At 67.2% G+C, this 17,118-nt stretch carries 18 protein-coding genes and 1 pseudogene; 11 read left to right on the top strand and 8 right to left on the bottom strand.

Going from position 1 to position 17,118, the window contains the following annotated elements; genetic code table 11:
• Positions 1 to 86: 86 nt before the first annotated feature.
• The 9 genes from rutD to EAH84_RS13185 all read left to right on the top strand — a co-directional run bounded on the left by rutD (position 87) and on the right by EAH84_RS13185 (position 8,317).
• A complete protein-coding gene (rutD, locus tag EAH84_RS13225; protein WP_140872486.1) occupies positions 87 to 884 on the top strand; it encodes a pyrimidine utilization protein D in 798 nt (265 codons plus the stop codon).
• Between the two features lies 1 nt (position 885).
• Entirely contained in the window at positions 886 to 1,953 is a 1,068-nt protein-coding gene (gene rutA, locus EAH84_RS13220; protein WP_140872485.1) for a pyrimidine utilization protein A, read from the top strand.
• An 88-nt stretch (positions 1,954 to 2,041) separates the two neighbouring features.
• Complete coding sequence (locus EAH84_RS13215; protein ID WP_140872484.1) at positions 2,042 to 2,794, top strand: DUF1223 domain-containing protein; 753 nt, start codon at positions 2,042 to 2,044, stop codon at positions 2,792 to 2,794.
• A gap of 74 nt (positions 2,795 to 2,868) precedes the next feature.
• Entirely contained in the window at positions 2,869 to 3,135 is a 267-nt protein-coding gene (locus EAH84_RS13210) for a hypothetical protein (protein WP_140872483.1), read from the top strand.
• Positions 3,136 to 3,409: 274 nt separating this feature from the next.
• A complete protein-coding gene (locus EAH84_RS13205) occupies positions 3,410 to 3,946 on the top strand; it encodes a sigma-70 family RNA polymerase sigma factor (protein ID WP_140872482.1) in 537 nt (178 codons plus the stop codon).
• Positions 3,943 to 4,590 (top strand): DUF1109 domain-containing protein, encoded by a 648-nt coding sequence (locus EAH84_RS13200; RefSeq protein ID WP_140872481.1) that lies wholly within the window; start codon positions 3,943 to 3,945, stop codon positions 4,588 to 4,590. The genes EAH84_RS13205 and EAH84_RS13200 overlap by 4 nt, the downstream gene beginning before the upstream one ends.
• A gap of 35 nt (positions 4,591 to 4,625) precedes the next feature.
• Complete coding sequence (locus EAH84_RS13195) at positions 4,626 to 5,735, top strand: glycosidase (RefSeq protein WP_140872480.1); 1,110 nt, start codon at positions 4,626 to 4,628, stop codon at positions 5,733 to 5,735.
• Positions 5,732 to 7,297: an alpha-amylase family glycosyl hydrolase gene (locus tag EAH84_RS13190; protein ID WP_140872479.1), complete on the top strand. Its 1,566-nt coding sequence runs from the start codon at positions 5,732 to 5,734 to the stop codon at positions 7,295 to 7,297. Before EAH84_RS13195 ends, EAH84_RS13190 begins: the two co-directional genes overlap by 4 nt.
• Positions 7,298 to 7,306: 9 nt before the next feature.
• A complete protein-coding gene (locus tag EAH84_RS13185) occupies positions 7,307 to 8,317 on the top strand; it encodes a glycosyltransferase family 4 protein (protein WP_140872478.1) in 1,011 nt (336 codons plus the stop codon).
• Between the two features lie 41 nt (positions 8,318 to 8,358).
• Here EAH84_RS13185 and EAH84_RS13180 read toward each other — a convergent pair whose 3' ends face one another.
• The 4 genes from EAH84_RS13180 to EAH84_RS13165 form a co-directional block, all read right to left on the bottom strand.
• Positions 8,359 to 9,978 carry a choline dehydrogenase gene (locus EAH84_RS13180; RefSeq protein WP_140872477.1) on the bottom strand — a complete coding sequence of 540 codons (1,620 nt, stop codon included), beginning with the start codon at positions 9,976 to 9,978 and terminating at the stop codon, positions 8,359 to 8,361.
• 10 nt (positions 9,979 to 9,988) lie between these two features.
• A complete protein-coding gene (locus EAH84_RS13175) occupies positions 9,989 to 10,957 on the bottom strand; it encodes an NADPH:quinone oxidoreductase family protein (protein WP_140872476.1) in 969 nt (322 codons plus the stop codon).
• Entirely contained in the window at positions 10,954 to 11,523 is a 570-nt protein-coding gene (locus EAH84_RS13170) for a TetR/AcrR family transcriptional regulator (RefSeq protein WP_241656603.1), read from the bottom strand. Before EAH84_RS13170 ends, EAH84_RS13175 begins: the two co-directional genes overlap by 4 nt.
• 178 nt (positions 11,524 to 11,701) lie before the next feature.
• Positions 11,702 to 13,315, bottom strand: a complete 1,614-nt coding sequence (locus EAH84_RS13165; protein WP_140872474.1) for an alpha-D-glucose phosphate-specific phosphoglucomutase — start codon at positions 13,313 to 13,315, stop codon at positions 11,702 to 11,704.
• 136 nt (positions 13,316 to 13,451) lie between these two features.
• Between EAH84_RS13165 and EAH84_RS13160 the strand changes: the two genes are divergently transcribed.
• Positions 13,452 to 13,811: a PilZ domain-containing protein gene (locus EAH84_RS13160; RefSeq protein WP_140872473.1), complete on the top strand. Its 360-nt coding sequence runs from the start codon at positions 13,452 to 13,454 to the stop codon at positions 13,809 to 13,811.
• A 15-nt stretch (positions 13,812 to 13,826) separates the two neighbouring features.
• On the opposite strand, the gene EAH84_RS13155 is transcribed toward EAH84_RS13160, so the two are convergent.
• On the bottom strand, positions 13,827 to 14,456 hold the full coding sequence (locus EAH84_RS13155; RefSeq protein WP_140872472.1) for a DNA-3-methyladenine glycosylase family protein: 630 nt from the start codon (positions 14,454 to 14,456) through the stop codon (positions 13,827 to 13,829).
• A 57-nt stretch (positions 14,457 to 14,513) separates the two neighbouring features.
• On the opposite strand from EAH84_RS13155, the gene EAH84_RS13150 reads away from it, so the two are divergent.
• Positions 14,514 to 14,831: a 2Fe-2S iron-sulfur cluster-binding protein gene (locus EAH84_RS13150; protein WP_140872471.1), complete on the top strand. Its 318-nt coding sequence runs from the start codon at positions 14,514 to 14,516 to the stop codon at positions 14,829 to 14,831.
• 499 nt (positions 14,832 to 15,330) lie between these two features.
• On the opposite strand, the gene EAH84_RS13145 is transcribed toward EAH84_RS13150, so the two are convergent.
• The 3 genes and pseudogenes from EAH84_RS13145 to EAH84_RS16635 all read right to left on the bottom strand — a co-directional run.
• Positions 15,331 to 15,591 carry a transposase gene (locus EAH84_RS13145; protein WP_241656602.1) on the bottom strand — a complete coding sequence of 87 codons (261 nt, stop codon included), beginning with the start codon at positions 15,589 to 15,591 and terminating at the stop codon, positions 15,331 to 15,333.
• 31 nt (positions 15,592 to 15,622) lie between these two features.
• Positions 15,623 to 16,186 (bottom strand): transposase, encoded by a 564-nt coding sequence (locus EAH84_RS13140; protein WP_425326462.1) that lies wholly within the window; start codon positions 16,184 to 16,186, stop codon positions 15,623 to 15,625.
• Positions 16,187 to 16,922: 736 nt separating this feature from the next.
• Positions 16,923 to 17,118, bottom strand: a pseudogene (locus EAH84_RS16635) (transposase); the annotation flags it as partial.

The following is a 17,118-nucleotide window of genomic DNA, read 5'->3' as shown; positions in this document are numbered from 1 at the left end:
GTGCGCCTCATCATGGACATTCGCTTGTGGAGATCCCCCTCCACCAGCTTCGCTGGTCCCCCTCCCCGTGCCGGGGAGGAATGTAGATGTCGGTCGCCGCTGGGCTCTATCACGAACTCCACGGACCGGACGGCGCGCCGCCGCTGATCCTGTCGGCGGGGCTGGGTGGATCGGCGCAGTATTGGCAGCCCAACCTGGCCGCGCTGGCCGCGCATTTCCGGGTGCTGGTCTATGATCATCGCGGCACCGGACGCAGCGACCGGGCGCTGCCCGACACCGTCACCGTCGATGATTTCGCGGACGACATGCTGGCGTTGATGGACGCGGTCGGCTGGCCGCGCGCGCGCATCGTCGGCCACGCCGCGGGGGGTGTCGCGGCGCTGGCGCTCGCGCTCAAGGCGCCCGAGCGCGTCGAGCGGCTTGTCGTCGTCAACGGCTGGGCCAAGGCCGAACCGCATTTCTTGCGCTGTTTCGCGGCGCGGCTTGCGCTGCTGCAGGCGAGCGGTGCGGAAGCCTATGTCCGCGCGCAACCGATCTTCCTCTATCCGGCCAATTGGAGTTCGGCGCACGATGCCGAGATCGAGGCCGACATCCCCGCGCAGCTTGCGCATTTTCCCGGTGCGGAGACGATGGAAAAGCGGATCGCGGCGCTCGCGGGCTTCGATATCGTCGCGCGGCTGAGCGAGATCGTCGCGCCGGTGCTGATGGTCGCGGCGAGCGACGACGTGCTGGTGCCGTCGCGCGCGTCGGAGCGGCTTGCGGCGGGCCTGCCCCACGGCGAACTCGCGCTCGCCGAGAGCGGCGGCCACGCCTACAACATCACCGAGGCGGACGATTTCAACGACTTCGTGCTCGGCTGGCTGTCCGGGGATCAGGAGAAATAACATGCAGGTCGGCGTCTTCGTCCCCATCAACAACAACGGCTGGCTGATCAGCGAAAACGCGCCGCAGTACATGCCCTCGTTCGACCTCAACAAGGCGATCGCGCAGAAGGCGGAGGCGCATGGGCTCGATTTCCTGCTGTCGATGATCAAGCTGCGCGGGTTCGGCGGCAAGACCGAATTCTGGGAATATGGCCTCGAAAGCTTCACGCTGATGGCGGGGCTCGCCGCCGTCACCGAGAAGATCAAGATCTACGCGACCTGCCCGACATTGGTGATCCCGCCCGCGTTCGCGGCGCGGATGTGCAACACGATCGATTCGATCAGCCACGGGCGGTTCGGGTTGAACCTCATCACCGGATGGCAGAAGCCCGAATACAGCCAGATGGGGCTGTGGCCGGGTGAGGAGCATTTCCGCGACCGCTACCAGATGCTCGACGAATATGCCCACATCCTGCGCGACCTGTGGGAGACGGGGCGGTCGGACCTGAAGGGCGATTACTACCAGATGGACGATTGCCGGGTCCGCCCGCAGCCGACCGGCGACATGAAGATCATCTGTGCGGGCTCGTCGGACGAGGGCCTCGCCTTCTCCGCCAAATGGGCGGATTACGCCTTCTGCCTCGGCAAGGGCGTCAATACTCCGACCGCGTTTGCGTTCAACAACGAACGGCTCGCGGTCGCGACCGAAAAATCGGGTCGCGACGTCAGCATGTTCGTCCTCGTCATGATCATCGCCGCCGACACCGACGAGGCGGCGATGGCGAAGTGGAAACACTATAACGCCGGGGTCGATGTCGACGCGATCGCGTGGCTCAAGGACCAGGGCGCCGCCGACAAGGTCAACGCGACGACCAACGTCCGCCAACTCGCCGCGCCCGAAGGCGCGGTCAACATCAATATGGGAACGCTGGTCGGCAGCTACGCAAGCGTCGCGCGGATGCTCGATGAGATGGCGGCGGTGCCCAACACGGGCGGGGTGCTGCTGACGTTCGACGATTTTCTCGAAGGGGTCGAGGCGTTCGGGACGAAGATCCAGCCGCTGATGAAAAGCCGCGCGCATATCGGGTAGCACGTAACCAATCGGCGGGGGGCAGCGAATAACCCGGTATGAAGCGTCGGCGTCATCCCCGCCGGCACGCGCCGAGGAAGCCATTGTCATGCCGATCCAATTCGCCATCCCCGCCCATCTCGCCACGCTCGCGGGCGCGATCCTGATCGCCGGATGCGGCAGTTCGCAGGCCACCAGCAGCGCCGCCGAGGCCCCCGCTGCCGCCACCGGCGCGACCGCCGCGCAGCCGACCGTGGTCGAGCTGTTCCAGAGCCAGGGCTGTTCGTCGTGCCCGCCCGCCAACGCCGCGGTCAATGCGATCACGGATCGCCCCGACGTGCTCGCGCTGTCGTTCGGAGTCACCTATTGGGATCAGCTCGGGTGGAAGGATACCTTTGCCTCGCCGCGATATACCGCGCGCCAGTGGGATTACGCGCATCACGCCGGCCGCGCGCAGGTCGCAACACCCCAGGTCATCGTCAACGGGGGCACCGCGATCGTCGGCAGCAACCGCCAGCAACTCGCGCAGACGATCGCCAGCGCGGGTTCGCCCAAGGGTGGCCCCGCGCTCGAGGCGGCGGGCGATGCGGTCAAGGTCGGCGCGCTGACCAATGCCAAGCCGTCGACGGTGTGGCTGGTCCGCTACGATCCCAAATCGCGCGAAGTGCCGATCCGCGCGGGCGAGAATGGCGGCAAGACGCTGCCGCATCGCGACATCGTGCGCCAGCTCGTCAAGCTGGGCGACTGGCGCGGCGCGGCGGTACGCTATCCGCTGCCCGCGCCGAGCGAATCGGGACTGCGCACCGCGGTGCTCGTCCAGCAAGGCACCGGCGGCGCGATCACCGCGGCCCGCCGCCTGTAATCCGGATACCGCCCGCCGAGGCGCCGCGGCGGGCGGATGTACCAACTGGCGCCGATCACCCAAGGAGAATTGCCATGCGTGTTACCACGCTCTTATCATGCTGTGCCCTGTCGTTCGCCGTTGCCGCCCCCGCGCCCGCGCAGGATGCGATGGCGTCGCACGACATGATGACGTCCAAAATGTCGGCCGCCGAGATGAAGACAATGAAGGCGTGCCACGCGATGTCGCCCGCCAAGGCCGCGAAGAACACACGCTGCAAGAAGATGATGGCGATGCATCCCGACATGATGAAGCACGACGATATGATGAAGCACGACGCCATGATGAAGAAGGGCGGCTGATGACGGCGGTGGCGGGCGCGGACATCGTGGCGCGCCCGCCGTCGCGCGGGTGCCGCGCCGCGCCGTCGTGCAGGGCCGTGACGCGCGGCGACCGAAGGGGAGTTATGCCGCCGCGCGGTGACGACAGATCCGGATGGATCGGATCACCCACGCTATTCGTGGGGCCGCAATCGGCGGTTACATCGTTGCGTCATGCTTTTTCGGATGACGCCGGGCGGTTCGTCGCGGTAACCAGCAATGCCGTCACGACGAATGACGAGCCGGGAGTGCATGGGTGCGGGCGAGCGAACAGGAACTGCGGGCGTGGATGCTCGGCGGTCTCGATGGAGACGCGGGCGCCTATCGCTGCCTGCTCGACGCGCTGGCCACGCTGTTACGGACATTTTTCGGCCGCCGCCTGCGCGGGGCCGATGCTGCGGTCGAGGATCTCGTGCAGGACAGTTTGATCGCCATCCACACGCGCCGGGCGAGCTACGACACCGAGCGGCCGTTCACCGCGTGGGCCTATGCGATCGCGCGCTACAAGCTGATCGATCATTTCCGGCGGCAGCGGATCACCGTACCCGTCGAAGGGCTCGAGGATCTGCTCGCGGTCGAGGGGTTCGAGGATGCGGTGGCGGCGAAGATGGATGTCGCCGACCTGCTCGCGACCTTGCCCCCCAAACAGGCTGCGGCGATCCATGACACCCGGATTGCGGGGCTGAGCATCGCCGAGGCAGCCGTACGCCACGGGATCAGCGAATCCGACGTCAAGATATCGGTTCACCGCGGGCTGAAGACGCTCGCGGCGCGGTTGGAGGGCGAGCGATGACCGGATCGACCGACCTGCTGATCGCCTCGCTGAGCGCCAACCCCGCGCGGGTCGGGCGGCGCGATGTGCCACGCCGCCTTGCGATCACGGTCGCGGTCGCGGGGGTCGTGACGTTCGCGATCATCGTCGCGTGGCTGGGGTTCCGCCCCGACCTGGCCGGGGCGATCCATCGCCCGACGATCTGGATGAAATGGGCCTATACCGGCTCGATCGCCGCGGTCGCGCTGATCGTGCTGAGGCAGCTCGCGCGGCCCGAGGCGGCGCGCGCGCGGGGCATCAGACTGGCGGCGGTGCCGCTGGCGCTGCTCGCCGCGGTCGCGCTCATTCAGCTGGCGCTGACGCCGCCGGGCGAGATGATGCCCACGTGGCTTGGCCATAGCTGGCGCGATTGCGGGATGCGGATCGTAGCGTTGTCGCTGCCGATCTTTGCGGGGCTGATGATCGCGTTCCGCCGGTTCGCGCCGACCCGGCCACGGCTGACCGGGGCGGTCGCGGGGCTCGCGGCGGGTGGGGTCGGGGCGACGCTGTACGGCTTCGCGTGTCCCGAAACCTCGGCGATGTTCGTCGTCACTTTCTATACGTTGGGATTGGCGATGGCGACGCTGGTCGGGCTGATCGTCGGCCCGCGGTTCCTGCGCTGGTAGGGCATCGAATCGCATCGTCGAGGGTTGGGGGAGCGATGGACCGGCTGATCTTCACCCCCGACGATGTCGACCTGACCCGGTCGCCGCTGCGCCGCGGGATCGCCGAGCCGACCTATGTGCTGGGTGCGTTCAATCCCGGCTTCACGCGGCTGGCGAACGGCAATTTGCTGCTGATGGTGCGCATCGCCGAGGCGTTGGCGGAACCGGTGCGCGGCGATGCGGTGCGCGCGATCCGCTGGACCGCCGACGGCTATGTGCTCGACGCCTACCCGTTGGCCGCGGTCGATCTGCGTGACCCGCGACAGTTCGCGATGAAGGCGCGGCACCATCGCATCCTCGCGCTCACTTCGCTGTCGTGGCTGCTGCCGGTCGAGCTCGACGCGGCGGGAGAGGCGATCGTCGCGGTGCATTACGACCATGCGATCGAGCCGGTCGCGACGTATCAGGACTATGGCGTCGAGGATGCGCGGATCAGCCGCATCGGCGACGACTGGTATATGACCACCTGCTCGGTAAGCGCGGAGCGGCACGGCACGACGCTCCACCGCTCGCGCGACGGGCTGCGGTATGAGTTGCTCGGGATCGTGCTCGATCACCAGAACAAGGACATGCTGTTGTTCGAGGGGCTGGTCGGCGGGCGGTTCATGGCGATGACGCGCCCGCTGGGCGAATGCTATTTTGCCTATCCGCCCGACAGCCCGTTCGTCGGCGGGCCGTCGATCAACTTCGCGGTGTCGCCCGATGCGCTCCACTGGCGCCCGCTCGAGGCGCTTGGGCTGAGAGCGCGGAAGGGGTCGGTGTCGGCGATGAAAATGGGGGGCGGATCGCCGCCGATCCTGACCGAGGCGGGATGGCTGACGATCTGGCACGGGGTCGAGGCGCGCAAGAGCGTCGGCATCTATCGCAGCTTCTGGGCGCTGATGGACGCGCATGACCCGACGCACTTCCTGCGGGTCGAGGACGCGGTGCCGCTGATCGAGGCGGACCCCGCGCTGACCGCGGCCATCGCGCACCAGATGTACCTGCCGACCCCGGTGGTGTTCACGACCGGGATGATCGACCTGGGCGATCATTATCTGGTCGCGAGTGGTGAGGCGGATCTGGCGTGCCGGCTGACCCGGATCGACAAGGCGCGGTTCGCATGACGACATGGTGGCAATCGGGGACGATTTATCAGGTCTATCCGCGGTCATTCCAGGACAGCGACGGCGACGGGGTCGGCGACCTCAAGGGGATCGCGGCGCGGCTCGATCATCTCGTCGCGCTGGGGGTCGATGCGGTATGGCTATCGCCGATCTTCCCATCGCCGATGGCCGATTTCGGTTATGACGTCGCCGATTATTGCGATGTCGACCCGCGGTTCGGGACGCTCGCCGATTTCGATGCGCTGCTCGCCGCGGCGCATGATCGCGGCCTCAAGCTGCTGCTCGATTTCGTGCCGAATCATTCGTCGGACCAGCACCCGTGGTTCGTCGAGAGCCGGTCGTCGCGGACCAATCCCAAGCGCGACTGGTATATCTGGCGTGACGCCAGGCCCGACGGGTCGCCGCCCAACAACTGGATCAGCGATTTCGGTGGATCGGCATGGCAATGGGAAGAAGCCACCGGTCAATATTATTACCACGCGTTCCTGAAGGAGCAGCCCGACCTCAACTGGCGCAACCCCGACGTGCGGCAGGCGATGATGGACGTGCTGCGATTCTGGCTCGATCGCGGCGTCGACGGGTTTCGGATCGATGTGCTATGGCACATGATCAAGCACGCCGATTTCCCCGACAACCCCGCGAATCCGGCGTATGCGCCTGCGATGGGCGAGATGCACCGCGTCCTCCAGCATCATTCGACCGACCAGCCCGAGGTTCACGGCATCGCCGCCGAGATGCGCGGAATTGCCGACGGCTATGCGGGCGACCGGGTGCTGATCGGCGAGATCTACCTGCCGGTCGAGCGACTGATGGATTATTACGGGCTTGGCGCGCCGGGTGTGCATTTGCCGTTCAATTTCCAACTGATCGACGCAGCGTGGGATGCGCGCAGTTTGGCGACGATGATCGCCGAGTATGAGGCGGCATTGCCAGCGGGCGGGTGGCCGAATTGGGTGCTCGGCAACCACGATCGCCCGCGGATCGCGACGCGGGTAGGGGAGGCACAGGCGCGGGTCGCAGCGGTGCTGTTGCTGACGCTGCGCGGTACGCCGACGATTTATTATGGCGACGAAATCGGGATGACCGATGGTGCGATCCCCGCGAACCGCGCGGTTGACCCGCGCGAATTGCGCGAACCGGGATTGGGGCTCGGGCGCGATCCGGTGCGGACCCCGATGCCGTGGAATGCGAGCGCGCACGCCGGGTTCTCCACCGCCGAACCGTGGTTGCCGATGGGCGAGGACTGGCCGACGCGGAATGTGGCAGCGCAGGCGGCGGACGCGGCGTCGATGCTGGCGCTGAATCGCGACCTGCTGGCGTTGCGGCGCAAACATGCGGCGCTGGCGGTGGGGAATTTCGTGCTGATCGCGACTGTAGGCGACGTGCTGGCGTATGAGCGGCGACTGGGGGACGAGCGGATCGTGGTGGCGCTCAATCTGGGGACCAGCGAGCAGCAGGTTGCGCTGCCGACCGGAGAGGTGATGCTGTCGAGCGTGGTCGGTCCTGCGTCGATCGGCACGCTGCGCGCCAACGAAGCTATCATCCTGCGTGTGACCGGCTAAGCGGTCGCCATGAAAATCGCGATGCTCGCCCCGATCGCGTGGCACACCCCGCCGCGCCACTACGGTCCCTGGGAACTGGTGACGAGCCTGCTCACCGAGGCGCTGGTCGCGCGCGGGGTCGATGTCACGCTGTTCGCGACGCTCGACAGCCACACCAGCGGGACGCTGGCAGGCGTGGTGCCCGCGCCCTATTCGGAAGACCCGTCGATCGATGCGAAGGTGTGGGAGTTTCGCCATCTGGCGCACCTGTTCGAGCGCGCAGGCGAGTTCGACCTGATCCACAACCAGGCCGATTTCCCCGCGCACGCGTTTTCGCGGCTGGTCGATACCCCGATGGTGACGACGATCCACGGCTTCTCGTCGGACCGGATCATGCCGATGTACCAGCCCTATGAGGATCGCGTGCACTATGTCGCGATCAGCGAGGCCGATCGCGCCGCGGGGCTGCGCTACGCCGCGACGATCCATCACGGCATCGTCCTCGACGATTTTCCGTTCGATGCGGGCGGCAGTGACGACCTGCTGTTCTTCGGGCGGATCCACCCCGACAAGGGCGCGGCTGAAGCGATCGCGGTGGCGCAGGCGACCGGGCGGCGGCTCCACATGGCCGGGATCGTCCAGGACCAGGGCTATCACGAGCGCGCGGTCGCGCCGCATGTCGATGGGGAACGCGTGGTCTACGACGGCGCGGTCGGCGGCGTGGCGCGGACGCGGATGCTGGGGCAGGCGGCGGCGTTGCTCCACCTGATCAATTTCGACGAGCCGTTCGGCCTGTCGGTGATCGAGGCGATGGCGTGCGGGACGCCGGTAATCGCGGTTCGCCGCGGATCGATGCCCGAGCTGATCGACGACGGCGTCACCGGCTTTCTGGTCGACAGCGTCGACGAGGCGATCGCCGCGGTCGCGCGGATCGGCGAGATCGACCGCGCCGCGTGCCGCGCGGCGGTCGCGGCGCGGTTCACGGTCGAGCGGATGGCGGACCGGTATCTGGCACTGTATCGCGGAATTCTCGGCGAATAGCGCGGACCGCAACCTCGTCCGCCGGTGCCTGCTCTGGCGGGTTACGCCGCCTTCGCCAGCGTCTTTCCCTTGATCAGGTCGGCGGCGCGTTCGGCGATCATGATCGTCGGGGCATTGGTGTTCGACGAGACCAGCGTCGGCATCACCGATGCGTCGATCACCCGCAGCCCCGCAATCCCGCGCACACGCAGATCGGGGTCGACCACCGCGCCGGGGTCGTCGGCGGTGCCCATCTTGCAGGTGCCGATCGGGTGGTAGATCGTTTCCGCGGTCGCACGGACCCAGGCGTCGATCTGGGCGTCGGTCCTGACGTCCGGCCCCGGCGCGAGCTCGGCGTCGCGATAGGGGTCGAGCGCAGCCTGCGCGGCGACGTCGCGCCCCACCTTGACGCATTCGCGCATCACCCGGCGATCCTCCGCGGTGGCGAGATAGTTCGCCTCGATCAGCGGGTCGGCGAACGGGTCCGCGCTGGCGATGCCGATCCGCCCGCGGCTTTCGGGGCGAAGCTGGCACAGGTGGAGCGAGAAGCCGTCTTCGGTCGCCGCTTCGCGGCCATGGTCGCGCATCAGCGCCAGCACCGCGTGGATCTGGATATCGGGGCGCGACAGCCCTTCGCGCGATGACACGAACGCGCCCGATTCGAGGAATTGCTGGCGACCGAGGCCGGTGCCGCGCAGCATATATTCGACGCCGACCGCCAGTTGGCGCAGTCCCTTGGTCGTCGAAAAGGCGGTGACGAGGTTCCTGGTGCGCCAGTTCATCAGCACGTCGAGGTGATCCTGGAGGTTCTCGCCGACCCCGGGGAGTGCGTGCACCGTCTTCACGCCGGCGGTGGCGAGCCGGTCGGGATCGCCGACCCCCGACAATTGCAGGATCTGCGGCGACTGGACCGCGCCCGCGCACAGCAGCACTTCGCGATCCGCGACGACGCTGGCGGGCTGCGCCTTCTTGCCGGTGACATAATCGACCCCGGTGGCGCGACCGTTGGCGATCGCGATCCGCGTCGTGCGTGCGCCGGTGACGACGGTGAGGTTCGCGCGCCCCCGCGCCATCGACAGATACGCCGCCGCGGCGCTCCAGCGCTGGCCGTTCGAGACGGTGAGGTCGTAGGGGCCGAAGCCTTCCTGGCGCTCACCGTTGAAGTCGGTCGTGACCGGATAACCCGCCTGTCGCCCCGCCTCGATCAACGCGGCGTTGAACGGGGTGTCGTTCTCGCCGGGTGAGATGTGGAGCGGACCATCGCTGCCGTGGAGGTCGCCACCGCGGTGATGGCGCTCGAGCCGCTTGAAATAGGGCAGCACGCTGTCCCACGACCAGCCGGGCAGCCCGCGCTGCGCCCAGTCGTCGTAATCGCCGGGGTTGCCGCGCGCGTAGATCATGCCGTTGATCGCCGAGCTGCCGCCGAGACCCTTGCCGCGCGGCCACCACAGGCGGCGGTTGTCGAGATGCGACTCGGGCTCGGTCCAGAACCCCCAGTTGTGGACGCTCTTTTGCTTGATGAGCGTGCCGACTCCGGCGGGCATCCGGACGAGGACGTTGTCGTTGCGCCCCCCGGCTTCGAGCAGACACACGGTGACCGATGGGTCTTCGCTCAGCCGCGCCGCCAGCGTGCACCCTGCCGATCCACCACCGACGATCACGTAATCATAAGCCTGGGTCATATTCTCTCCTTCAAGGTTCGATCACCAGTTTGCCGATCATGTCGCTCGCGGCCATTGCCACGAACGCGCTGCGCCAGTCGGCCAAGGGATAGCGTCGATCGACCCGCGGACGGATCCGGCGATCCGCCGCCAGCGCCCAGACCGCGTCGAGATTTTCTGCGCCGCGATCGGGGAATTGCCGCGCGTATTCGCCCGCGCGGACGCCGATGATCGAGAAGCCCTTGATCAGCGGGATGTTGGTTGGGATGCTTGCGATCCGCCCCGAGGTGAAGCCGACGACCAGCAACCGCCCGCCGAACGCGATGCAGCGCGTGCTTTCGTCGAATATGTCGCCGCCGACCGGATCGACGATCACGTCCGCGCCGCCGCCGGTGATGTCCTTCACCGCCTCGCGAAAGCCGGGTGCGGTCAACGTCGCGTCGAGCGCGTAGTTGTCGGCGACGACCGTGAGTTTGTCGGCCGACCGCGAGGTCGCGATGACGCGCGCGCCGAGCGTCCTGGCCAGATCGACCGCGGCGAGCCCGACCCCGCCGGTCGCGCCGTGAACGACGACCCATTCGCCGGGTTCGACCCGCGCAAGGCGGACGAGCGCGACATAGGCGGTGAGATAGGCGGTGCCGATCGACGCGGCCTCGGCGAAATCGAGATGATCGGGAATCGCGCGCGCCGCCCGCGCCTCGCACGCCACGAGCTCGGCGAAGGCACCGAGCCGCGTTCCGCACACGACGCGGTCGCCGGGTGCGAAACCGCTGTCGGAGTCGGCTTCGACGACCTCCCCGGCCATTTCCATGCCTGGCGTGAAGGGGAGGGGTGGCTTGAGCTGATACGCGCCGCGGGTCATCAGCAGGTCGGGATAGTTGAGCGAGGCGGCGCGGACCCGGACGAGGAACTGCCCCGCGCGGCGCACCGGATCGGGCCGCTCCTCGACGCCGCATCCCGACAGGTCGGTCGACAGCGCGGAGACCATCAGCGCCTTCATGCCGGGATACAGAGGATGCGGATCATATCCTCCATGAGTGTTTCGGGGTCGAGTTCGGGCGCGTGGATCTTGCTGAGTCCAAGCGAGATCAGCGCATAGCCGCGGACCATCGCATCATGGTGCGAGAAACCGACGGTCTCGAGGCAATCGGTCAGGAAGCCGAGCACGATCTCGTCGTGGCGCTCGACCGAGGCACGCGCGCGCGGATCGCTCTCCGCCCAGGCGCGCATCGCGATCGACAGCCGTGACATCCCGCGCCGCCGGACGATCTGTGCGAGCAGCCTGATCCGCGCGACCGGTTCGGATTCGCTGCGCCGGATCGCCGCGACCATGTCGCCGATCTGCTGTTCGGCGAAATAGGTCGCGAGCCGTCCCTGATACGCGTCGAAATCGGTGAAGTGATGGTAGAAGCTGCCGGTCGATACGCGCAGCTCGTCGGCGAGCGGGCGGAGTTTCAGCGCGCGCAGGCCGCCGCGGCGAAGCAGCGACTGCCCCGCCTCGAGCCAGTCGCGCGGCGTCAGGTCGGTCGCTCGCGGTGCGGGGACGGGCGGTGGGGTGACTGGCAAGGGGGGACCCATAACGAATGTTATGTCGCAATCGGCCGGGGGTAAAGGCCGATGGCGGTCGACCACGGCGACGTTGATCGAGACGCTTTGAACCGTTCGCCCTGAGCTTGTCGAAGGGCTTGAGCCTCACCGTGCTTCGACAAGCTCAGCACGAACGGTTCTAGGTGGAGTCATCGCCTTAGGTTACGACGTCGGGCGCGGCGCGGCCGGTATGGCGTTCGATTCGGGCGATCGCGTCCGCCGCGGCGACGATGGTCGCGAGCATCGCGCCGGTTTCGCCGTCGATCGTGTCCGGCTCGAAGCGTTCGAGGTACACGCGTAACGTCGCGCCGCTGGTGCCGGTCCCCGACAGGCGGAAGACGACGCGGCTGCCGCCGACGAACAGGATGCGGATGCCCTGGTGCTCGCTGACCGATCCGTCGGTGGGGTCGGTATAGGCGAAATCGTCGGCGGTCTCGACGACGAGATCGCCGAAGCGCTGGCCGGGCAAGGCGGCGAGCTTGGCGCGCAGGTCGGCCACCAGCGCGTCGGTCTTGGCGCTGTCGACGCCCTCGTAATCGTGGCGCGCGTAATAGTTGCGGCCATAGGTCGCCCAGTGGCCGCGCGCGATGGCCGCGAGCGATTGGCGGCGCCGCGCGAGGATGGTGAGCCACAGCAGCACCGCCCACACGCCGTCCTTTTCGCGGACATGATCGGAGCCGGTGCCCGCGCTTTCCTCGCCGCAGATCGTCGCCATCCCCGCATCGAGCAAGTTGCCGAAGAATTTCCACCCGGTCGGCGTCTCGTAGAGCGGCACGCCGAGCCGCGCCGCAACCCGGTCGGCAGCCGCGCTGGTCGGCATCGAGCGCGCGATGCCCTTCAGGCCTTCGGCATAGCCCGGCGCGAGATGCGCGTTGGCGGCTAGCATCGCGAGGCTGTCCGACGGCGTTACGAACAGCCCGCGCCCTATGATCAGGTTTCGATCACCATCGCCATCGGACGCCGCGCCGAAATCGGGGGCGTCGGGGGCCATCATCGTGGCGTGGAGCGCGTGGGCATGAACCAAATTGGGATCGGGATGGTGGCCACCGAAATCGGGCAGGGGGGTGCCGTTGCGGACCGTGCCCGGCGCGAAACCCAGCCGATTCTCGAAAATCTCGATCGCATAGGGCCCGGTGACCGCGTGCATCGCATCGAACGCCATCGTCAGTCCGGCGGCGCGGATCGCGGCGAAGTCGAACAGCGTCTCCATCAGCGCGGCATAGTCGGCGACGGGATCGACCACCTCGACCGGCATGCCGCCGACGCTGGCCTCGTCGTTCGAGTCGAGATCGATGTCCGCCGCCTCAACGGTCAGCCACCGGTCGATCGTCGTGGTCCGCGCATAGATCGCGTCGGTGACCTGTTCGGGCGCGGAGCCGCCATTGGCGATGTTGTATTTGATCCCGAAATCCTCGGTCGGGCCGCCGGGATTGTGGCTTGCCGAGAGGATCAGCCCGCCGATCGCGCCGCGCTGGCGGATCAGATGGCTCGCGGCGGGGGTCGAGAGGATGCCACCGCGTCCGACGACGACGCGCCCGACACCGTTCGCCGCCGCCATCCGGATCGCGATCTGGATCACCTCACGGTTGAGGAACCGCCCGTCGCCGCCGATCACCAGCGTCGCGCCAACCTTGTCCGCCACGACATCGAACACCGACTGGATGAAATTTTCGACGTAATGCGGCTGTTGGAAGATCACGACCTTCTTGCGGAGCCCCGACGTGCCCGGCTTCTGACCGGTAAAGGCTTGGGTAGGGACGGTGAGGATCATGCGGTGTTCCGTGAGGTTGGACAGCGATCGGCGCGGTTGTGGGCGGGGTGGTATGCGATCCTATGCGGGGGTCGGCAAAGCGCCGATGGGTCCCGTTAGCCAAGCGTTAAATCTTGTCGTCCATTATTCCCTTATCATGAATGCACCCGTCGACATCGCCCGCTCGCCTCGCACCAGCGTGATGCTGCGTGCCAGCATCTTTCGCAACGGCGATTCCGACGCCAGCGACCACCGTGTCGTCAACGTGTCGGAAACCGGGCTGTGTGTCGCGCAGGTGTTGAACCTGGCGGTCAATACGATCGTCGTGGTCACGATCGGTCTGGTCGAACATGCCCCTGCGGACGTGGTCTGGGTCGAAGCGGGACTGGCGGGCCTGAGCTTTCACGCGCCGATCGATCTGGCCGCCGCGCGGAGGCGCAACGCCCGATCGGGCACGCCCGCCGCGCCCGCTTCGGGATGGATGGCCGAACTCAGCAGCCCCTATCGTCACGACTAGGCGATCGGCGGCGGGTCAGACCGGCGCCGCGTCCGCCCCCGCGCCATAGTGATGCCAGGCGAAGATCGCTGCCGCGCCGCGGTGCGGGCGCCATGCTTCGGCGAGCTCGCGCGTCAGCTTCTCGGACGGGCGCGCGTCATGCCCCAGGATCCGCCCGACCTCGATCTGCACCGCGAGATCGCCCGCGGGCCAGATGTCGGCGCGCCCCTCCGCGAACAACAGGTAGATTTCCGCCGACCAGCGCCCGATTCCCTTGACCCGGGTCAGCGCTGCGATCGCCTCCTCGTCGTCGCACGGCAGGTTGGCGAGGTCGAGCCGCCCGCTCGTCACCTCGTCGGCGAGGCTCTTCGCATAGCCCGATTTCTGGCGTGAAAAGCCGCAGGCGCGCAGCGCCTCGTCGCTCGCCGCGGTGATCGCGTGCGGGTCGGTCGGGTCGCCGACCGCGGCCTCGAGCTTGCGCCACACCGAATCCGCCGCCTTCACGCTGACCTGCTGGCCAACGATGGTGCGCAGCAGCGTCGCATAGCCGCGGTCGCGCAGGCGCGGCGCGGGATAGCCGACGCGCGCCAGCGCCGCGGCGAACGCGGGTTCGAGGATCGCCAGCGCGTCGATCGCGGGGTTTAGCCGTTCGGCGGTCAGCCCCATGCTTGATCGCGGCGAAGAGGCGCGGCATGGCCGGCGCGACACTGGATGGAGAATGACATGCCCAAGCTTATCGTCGTGACGCGCGAAGGGGAAGAACGCGAGATCATCGGCGAGGCGGGCCTTTCGGTGATGGAAGTGATCCGCGACAACGGCATCGACGAGATTCTAGCGCTGTGCGGTGGCTGCTGCAGTTGCGCCACCTGCCACGTCCATGTCGACCCGGAATTTGCGGCCAAACTGCCGCCGATGGGCGAAGACGAGAACGACCTGCTCGATTCGACCAGCGACCGCGACGAATTTTCGCGGCTATCGTGCCAGATCGAATTCGGCGACGCGCTCGACGGGCTGAAGGTGCGGATCGCCGAAGAGGATTGAGCGGCGGCGGTCGATCGCTGCGCCGCGGACGTTCACAGAGGGTCACGCCACGGCGCTGCCGAACGCGGTCGGGCGAACCCGCCAGGCGATCGTAGTTGACCCGGCAAAGGTAACGAAGTTCACGCGACGTCAGGCGAAAAATGCGACGAACCGAGTGCGAGCGTTCGATCGCGCAGGCTGGCGGCGGGGGTGGGGAGTCGAATGTGCGAAAGAGCGAGTAGGCGGAATATGCCAGCCCGGTCGCCTGTAGGACAGCGGTCGATTGCATGAGAGACCGCGGCAATGGTGGGGCACGTCCAGTGCCGGTCATCAAGGACCGGTTCCCACGAACCTAATAGCTGCCGGATATGACACGCGATTTCGACATCTGCGGACGCGCGGAAAACCGGGCTTCGAACATCTGGGTCAAAACCGACCGAGGCTGTTGAAAAAGGCCGTGCAGTTGGCGGCTGACGCCACGACCGGCATTGGCAGCGAGCGGGCGAGCGACCTTCGCTGCTCAGGCTGGTGCGGCCCGATTGGCGAGCAGCTGGAGGTTGTAGGCGGCGGCTGCCATGGTAAACTCTTCGGCGGCTCCGTTCAGGCCTCTCAGCTTCAAAGATCTGAGGTTAAGGTTGCGTTTTAGGTGGCCGAACACGCGCTCGATCCGCTTTCGTCGCTGACGCGCGCGGATTGAGGCTTCGGTGCCGCTGAGGGCACGGACCTGATCGAGGCTGTTGAAAAAGGCCGTGCAGTTGGCGGCTGACGCCACGACCGGCATTGGCAGCGAGCGGGCGAGCGACCTTCGCTGCTCAGGCTGGTGCGGCCCGATTGGCGAGCAGCTGGAGGTTGTAGGCGGCGGCTGCCATGGTAAACTCTTCGGCGGCTCCGTTCAGGCCTCTCAGCTTCAAAGATCTGAGGTTAAGGTTGCGTTTTAGGTGGCCGAACACGCGCTCGATCCGCTTTCGTCGCTGACGCGCGCGGATTGAGGCTTCGGTGCCGCTGAGGGCACGGACCTGATCACGTGCATCTTCGGTGACGAGGCGGGTAACGGCGCGCTGCCTGGCCGTCGTGCACTGCGGCTTGAGCGCGCACGCGGCGCAGTCGGCGGGACGGCTGCGATAAGCGCGGACCTGGCTTGCCTGCACGGTGCCCCGGTACGTCAGGAGCTTGTCGTTCGGGCAGTGGTAGACGTTGGCGTTGCGATCGTACCGGAAGGCGTCGCGGGTGAAGAAGTCGTCACGCTGTCGCGTTCGGTCGATCACCGGCACATGCGGCGTGATGTCCTGATCGATCAGCCACCCGAGCAACGGACCGTTGCCATAGGCTTTGTCAGCCGCAAGNGGGTAACGGCGCGCTGCCTGGCCGTCGTGCACTGCGGCTTGAGCGCGCACGCGGCGCAGTCGGCGGGACGGCTGCGATAAGCGCGGACCTGGCTTGCCTGCACGGTGCCCCGGTACGTCAGGAGCTTGTCGTTCGGGCAGTGGTAGACGTTGGCGTTGCGATCGTACCGGAAGGCGTCGCGGGTGAAGAAGTCGTCACGCTGTCGCGTTCGGTCGATCACCGGCACATGCGGCGTGATGTCCTGATCGATCAGCCACCCGAGCAACGGACCGTTGCCATAGGCTTTGTCAGCCGCAAGCTGGACGGGTGCGATACCGAGCTTCGCCTTGGCTCGCGTGATGAGGGTTCGGGCTGCCGCGACCTCCGCTGAGAAGCGCGCGGGCGTGGCCTCGACATCGAGGATGCAGTCGGTATCGAGGTCGAGCAGCGGGTTGATCGCATAGGCATAGCGCGCCGGACCGTGCTTGCGCGTCAATGCCGCCTGCGGGTCGGTCGGCGAGATATGCTTTGGCTCGATCGGCTCCGGCTCGTTGGACGCGACCGGAAGCGCGGCATCGAGCGCGGCGAGGTATTCGGCAACGGGTCGGGACACCGTATCGCGCGCGCGCAGCTCGTCAGCGGCGGTCGCCCCTGACAGCTTCTTCTCCCAGCTGGCGTCCGCCATGATCGTGCTGCCATCCACGGCAAGCTCGCGGCCCGCGACCAGTCCGACTTCGGCGCATCGCGCGACCACCTGCTCGAACAGCAGGCGATACAGATCGCACGCGCGGAAGCGACCATGACGATTCTTCGAGAAGGTCGAGTGGTCGGGGACTGCGTCGCCGAGATCGAGGCGACAGAACCAGCGATAGGCAAGGTTGAGGTGCACCTCCTGGCACAGCCGACGCTCGGACCGAATGCCGAACAGGTAACCGACCAGCAGCATCCGCAGCATCAGCTCGGGGTCGATCGACGGCCGCCCGGC

Source organism: Sphingomonas oligophenolica, from assembly GCF_006438955.1.
Taxonomy (GTDB): Bacteria; Pseudomonadota; Alphaproteobacteria; order Sphingomonadales; family Sphingomonadaceae; genus Sphingomonas; species Sphingomonas oligophenolica_A.
Note: the sequence above shows the minus strand (reverse complement) of the source record. Positions and strands in the feature narration are given on the sequence as shown.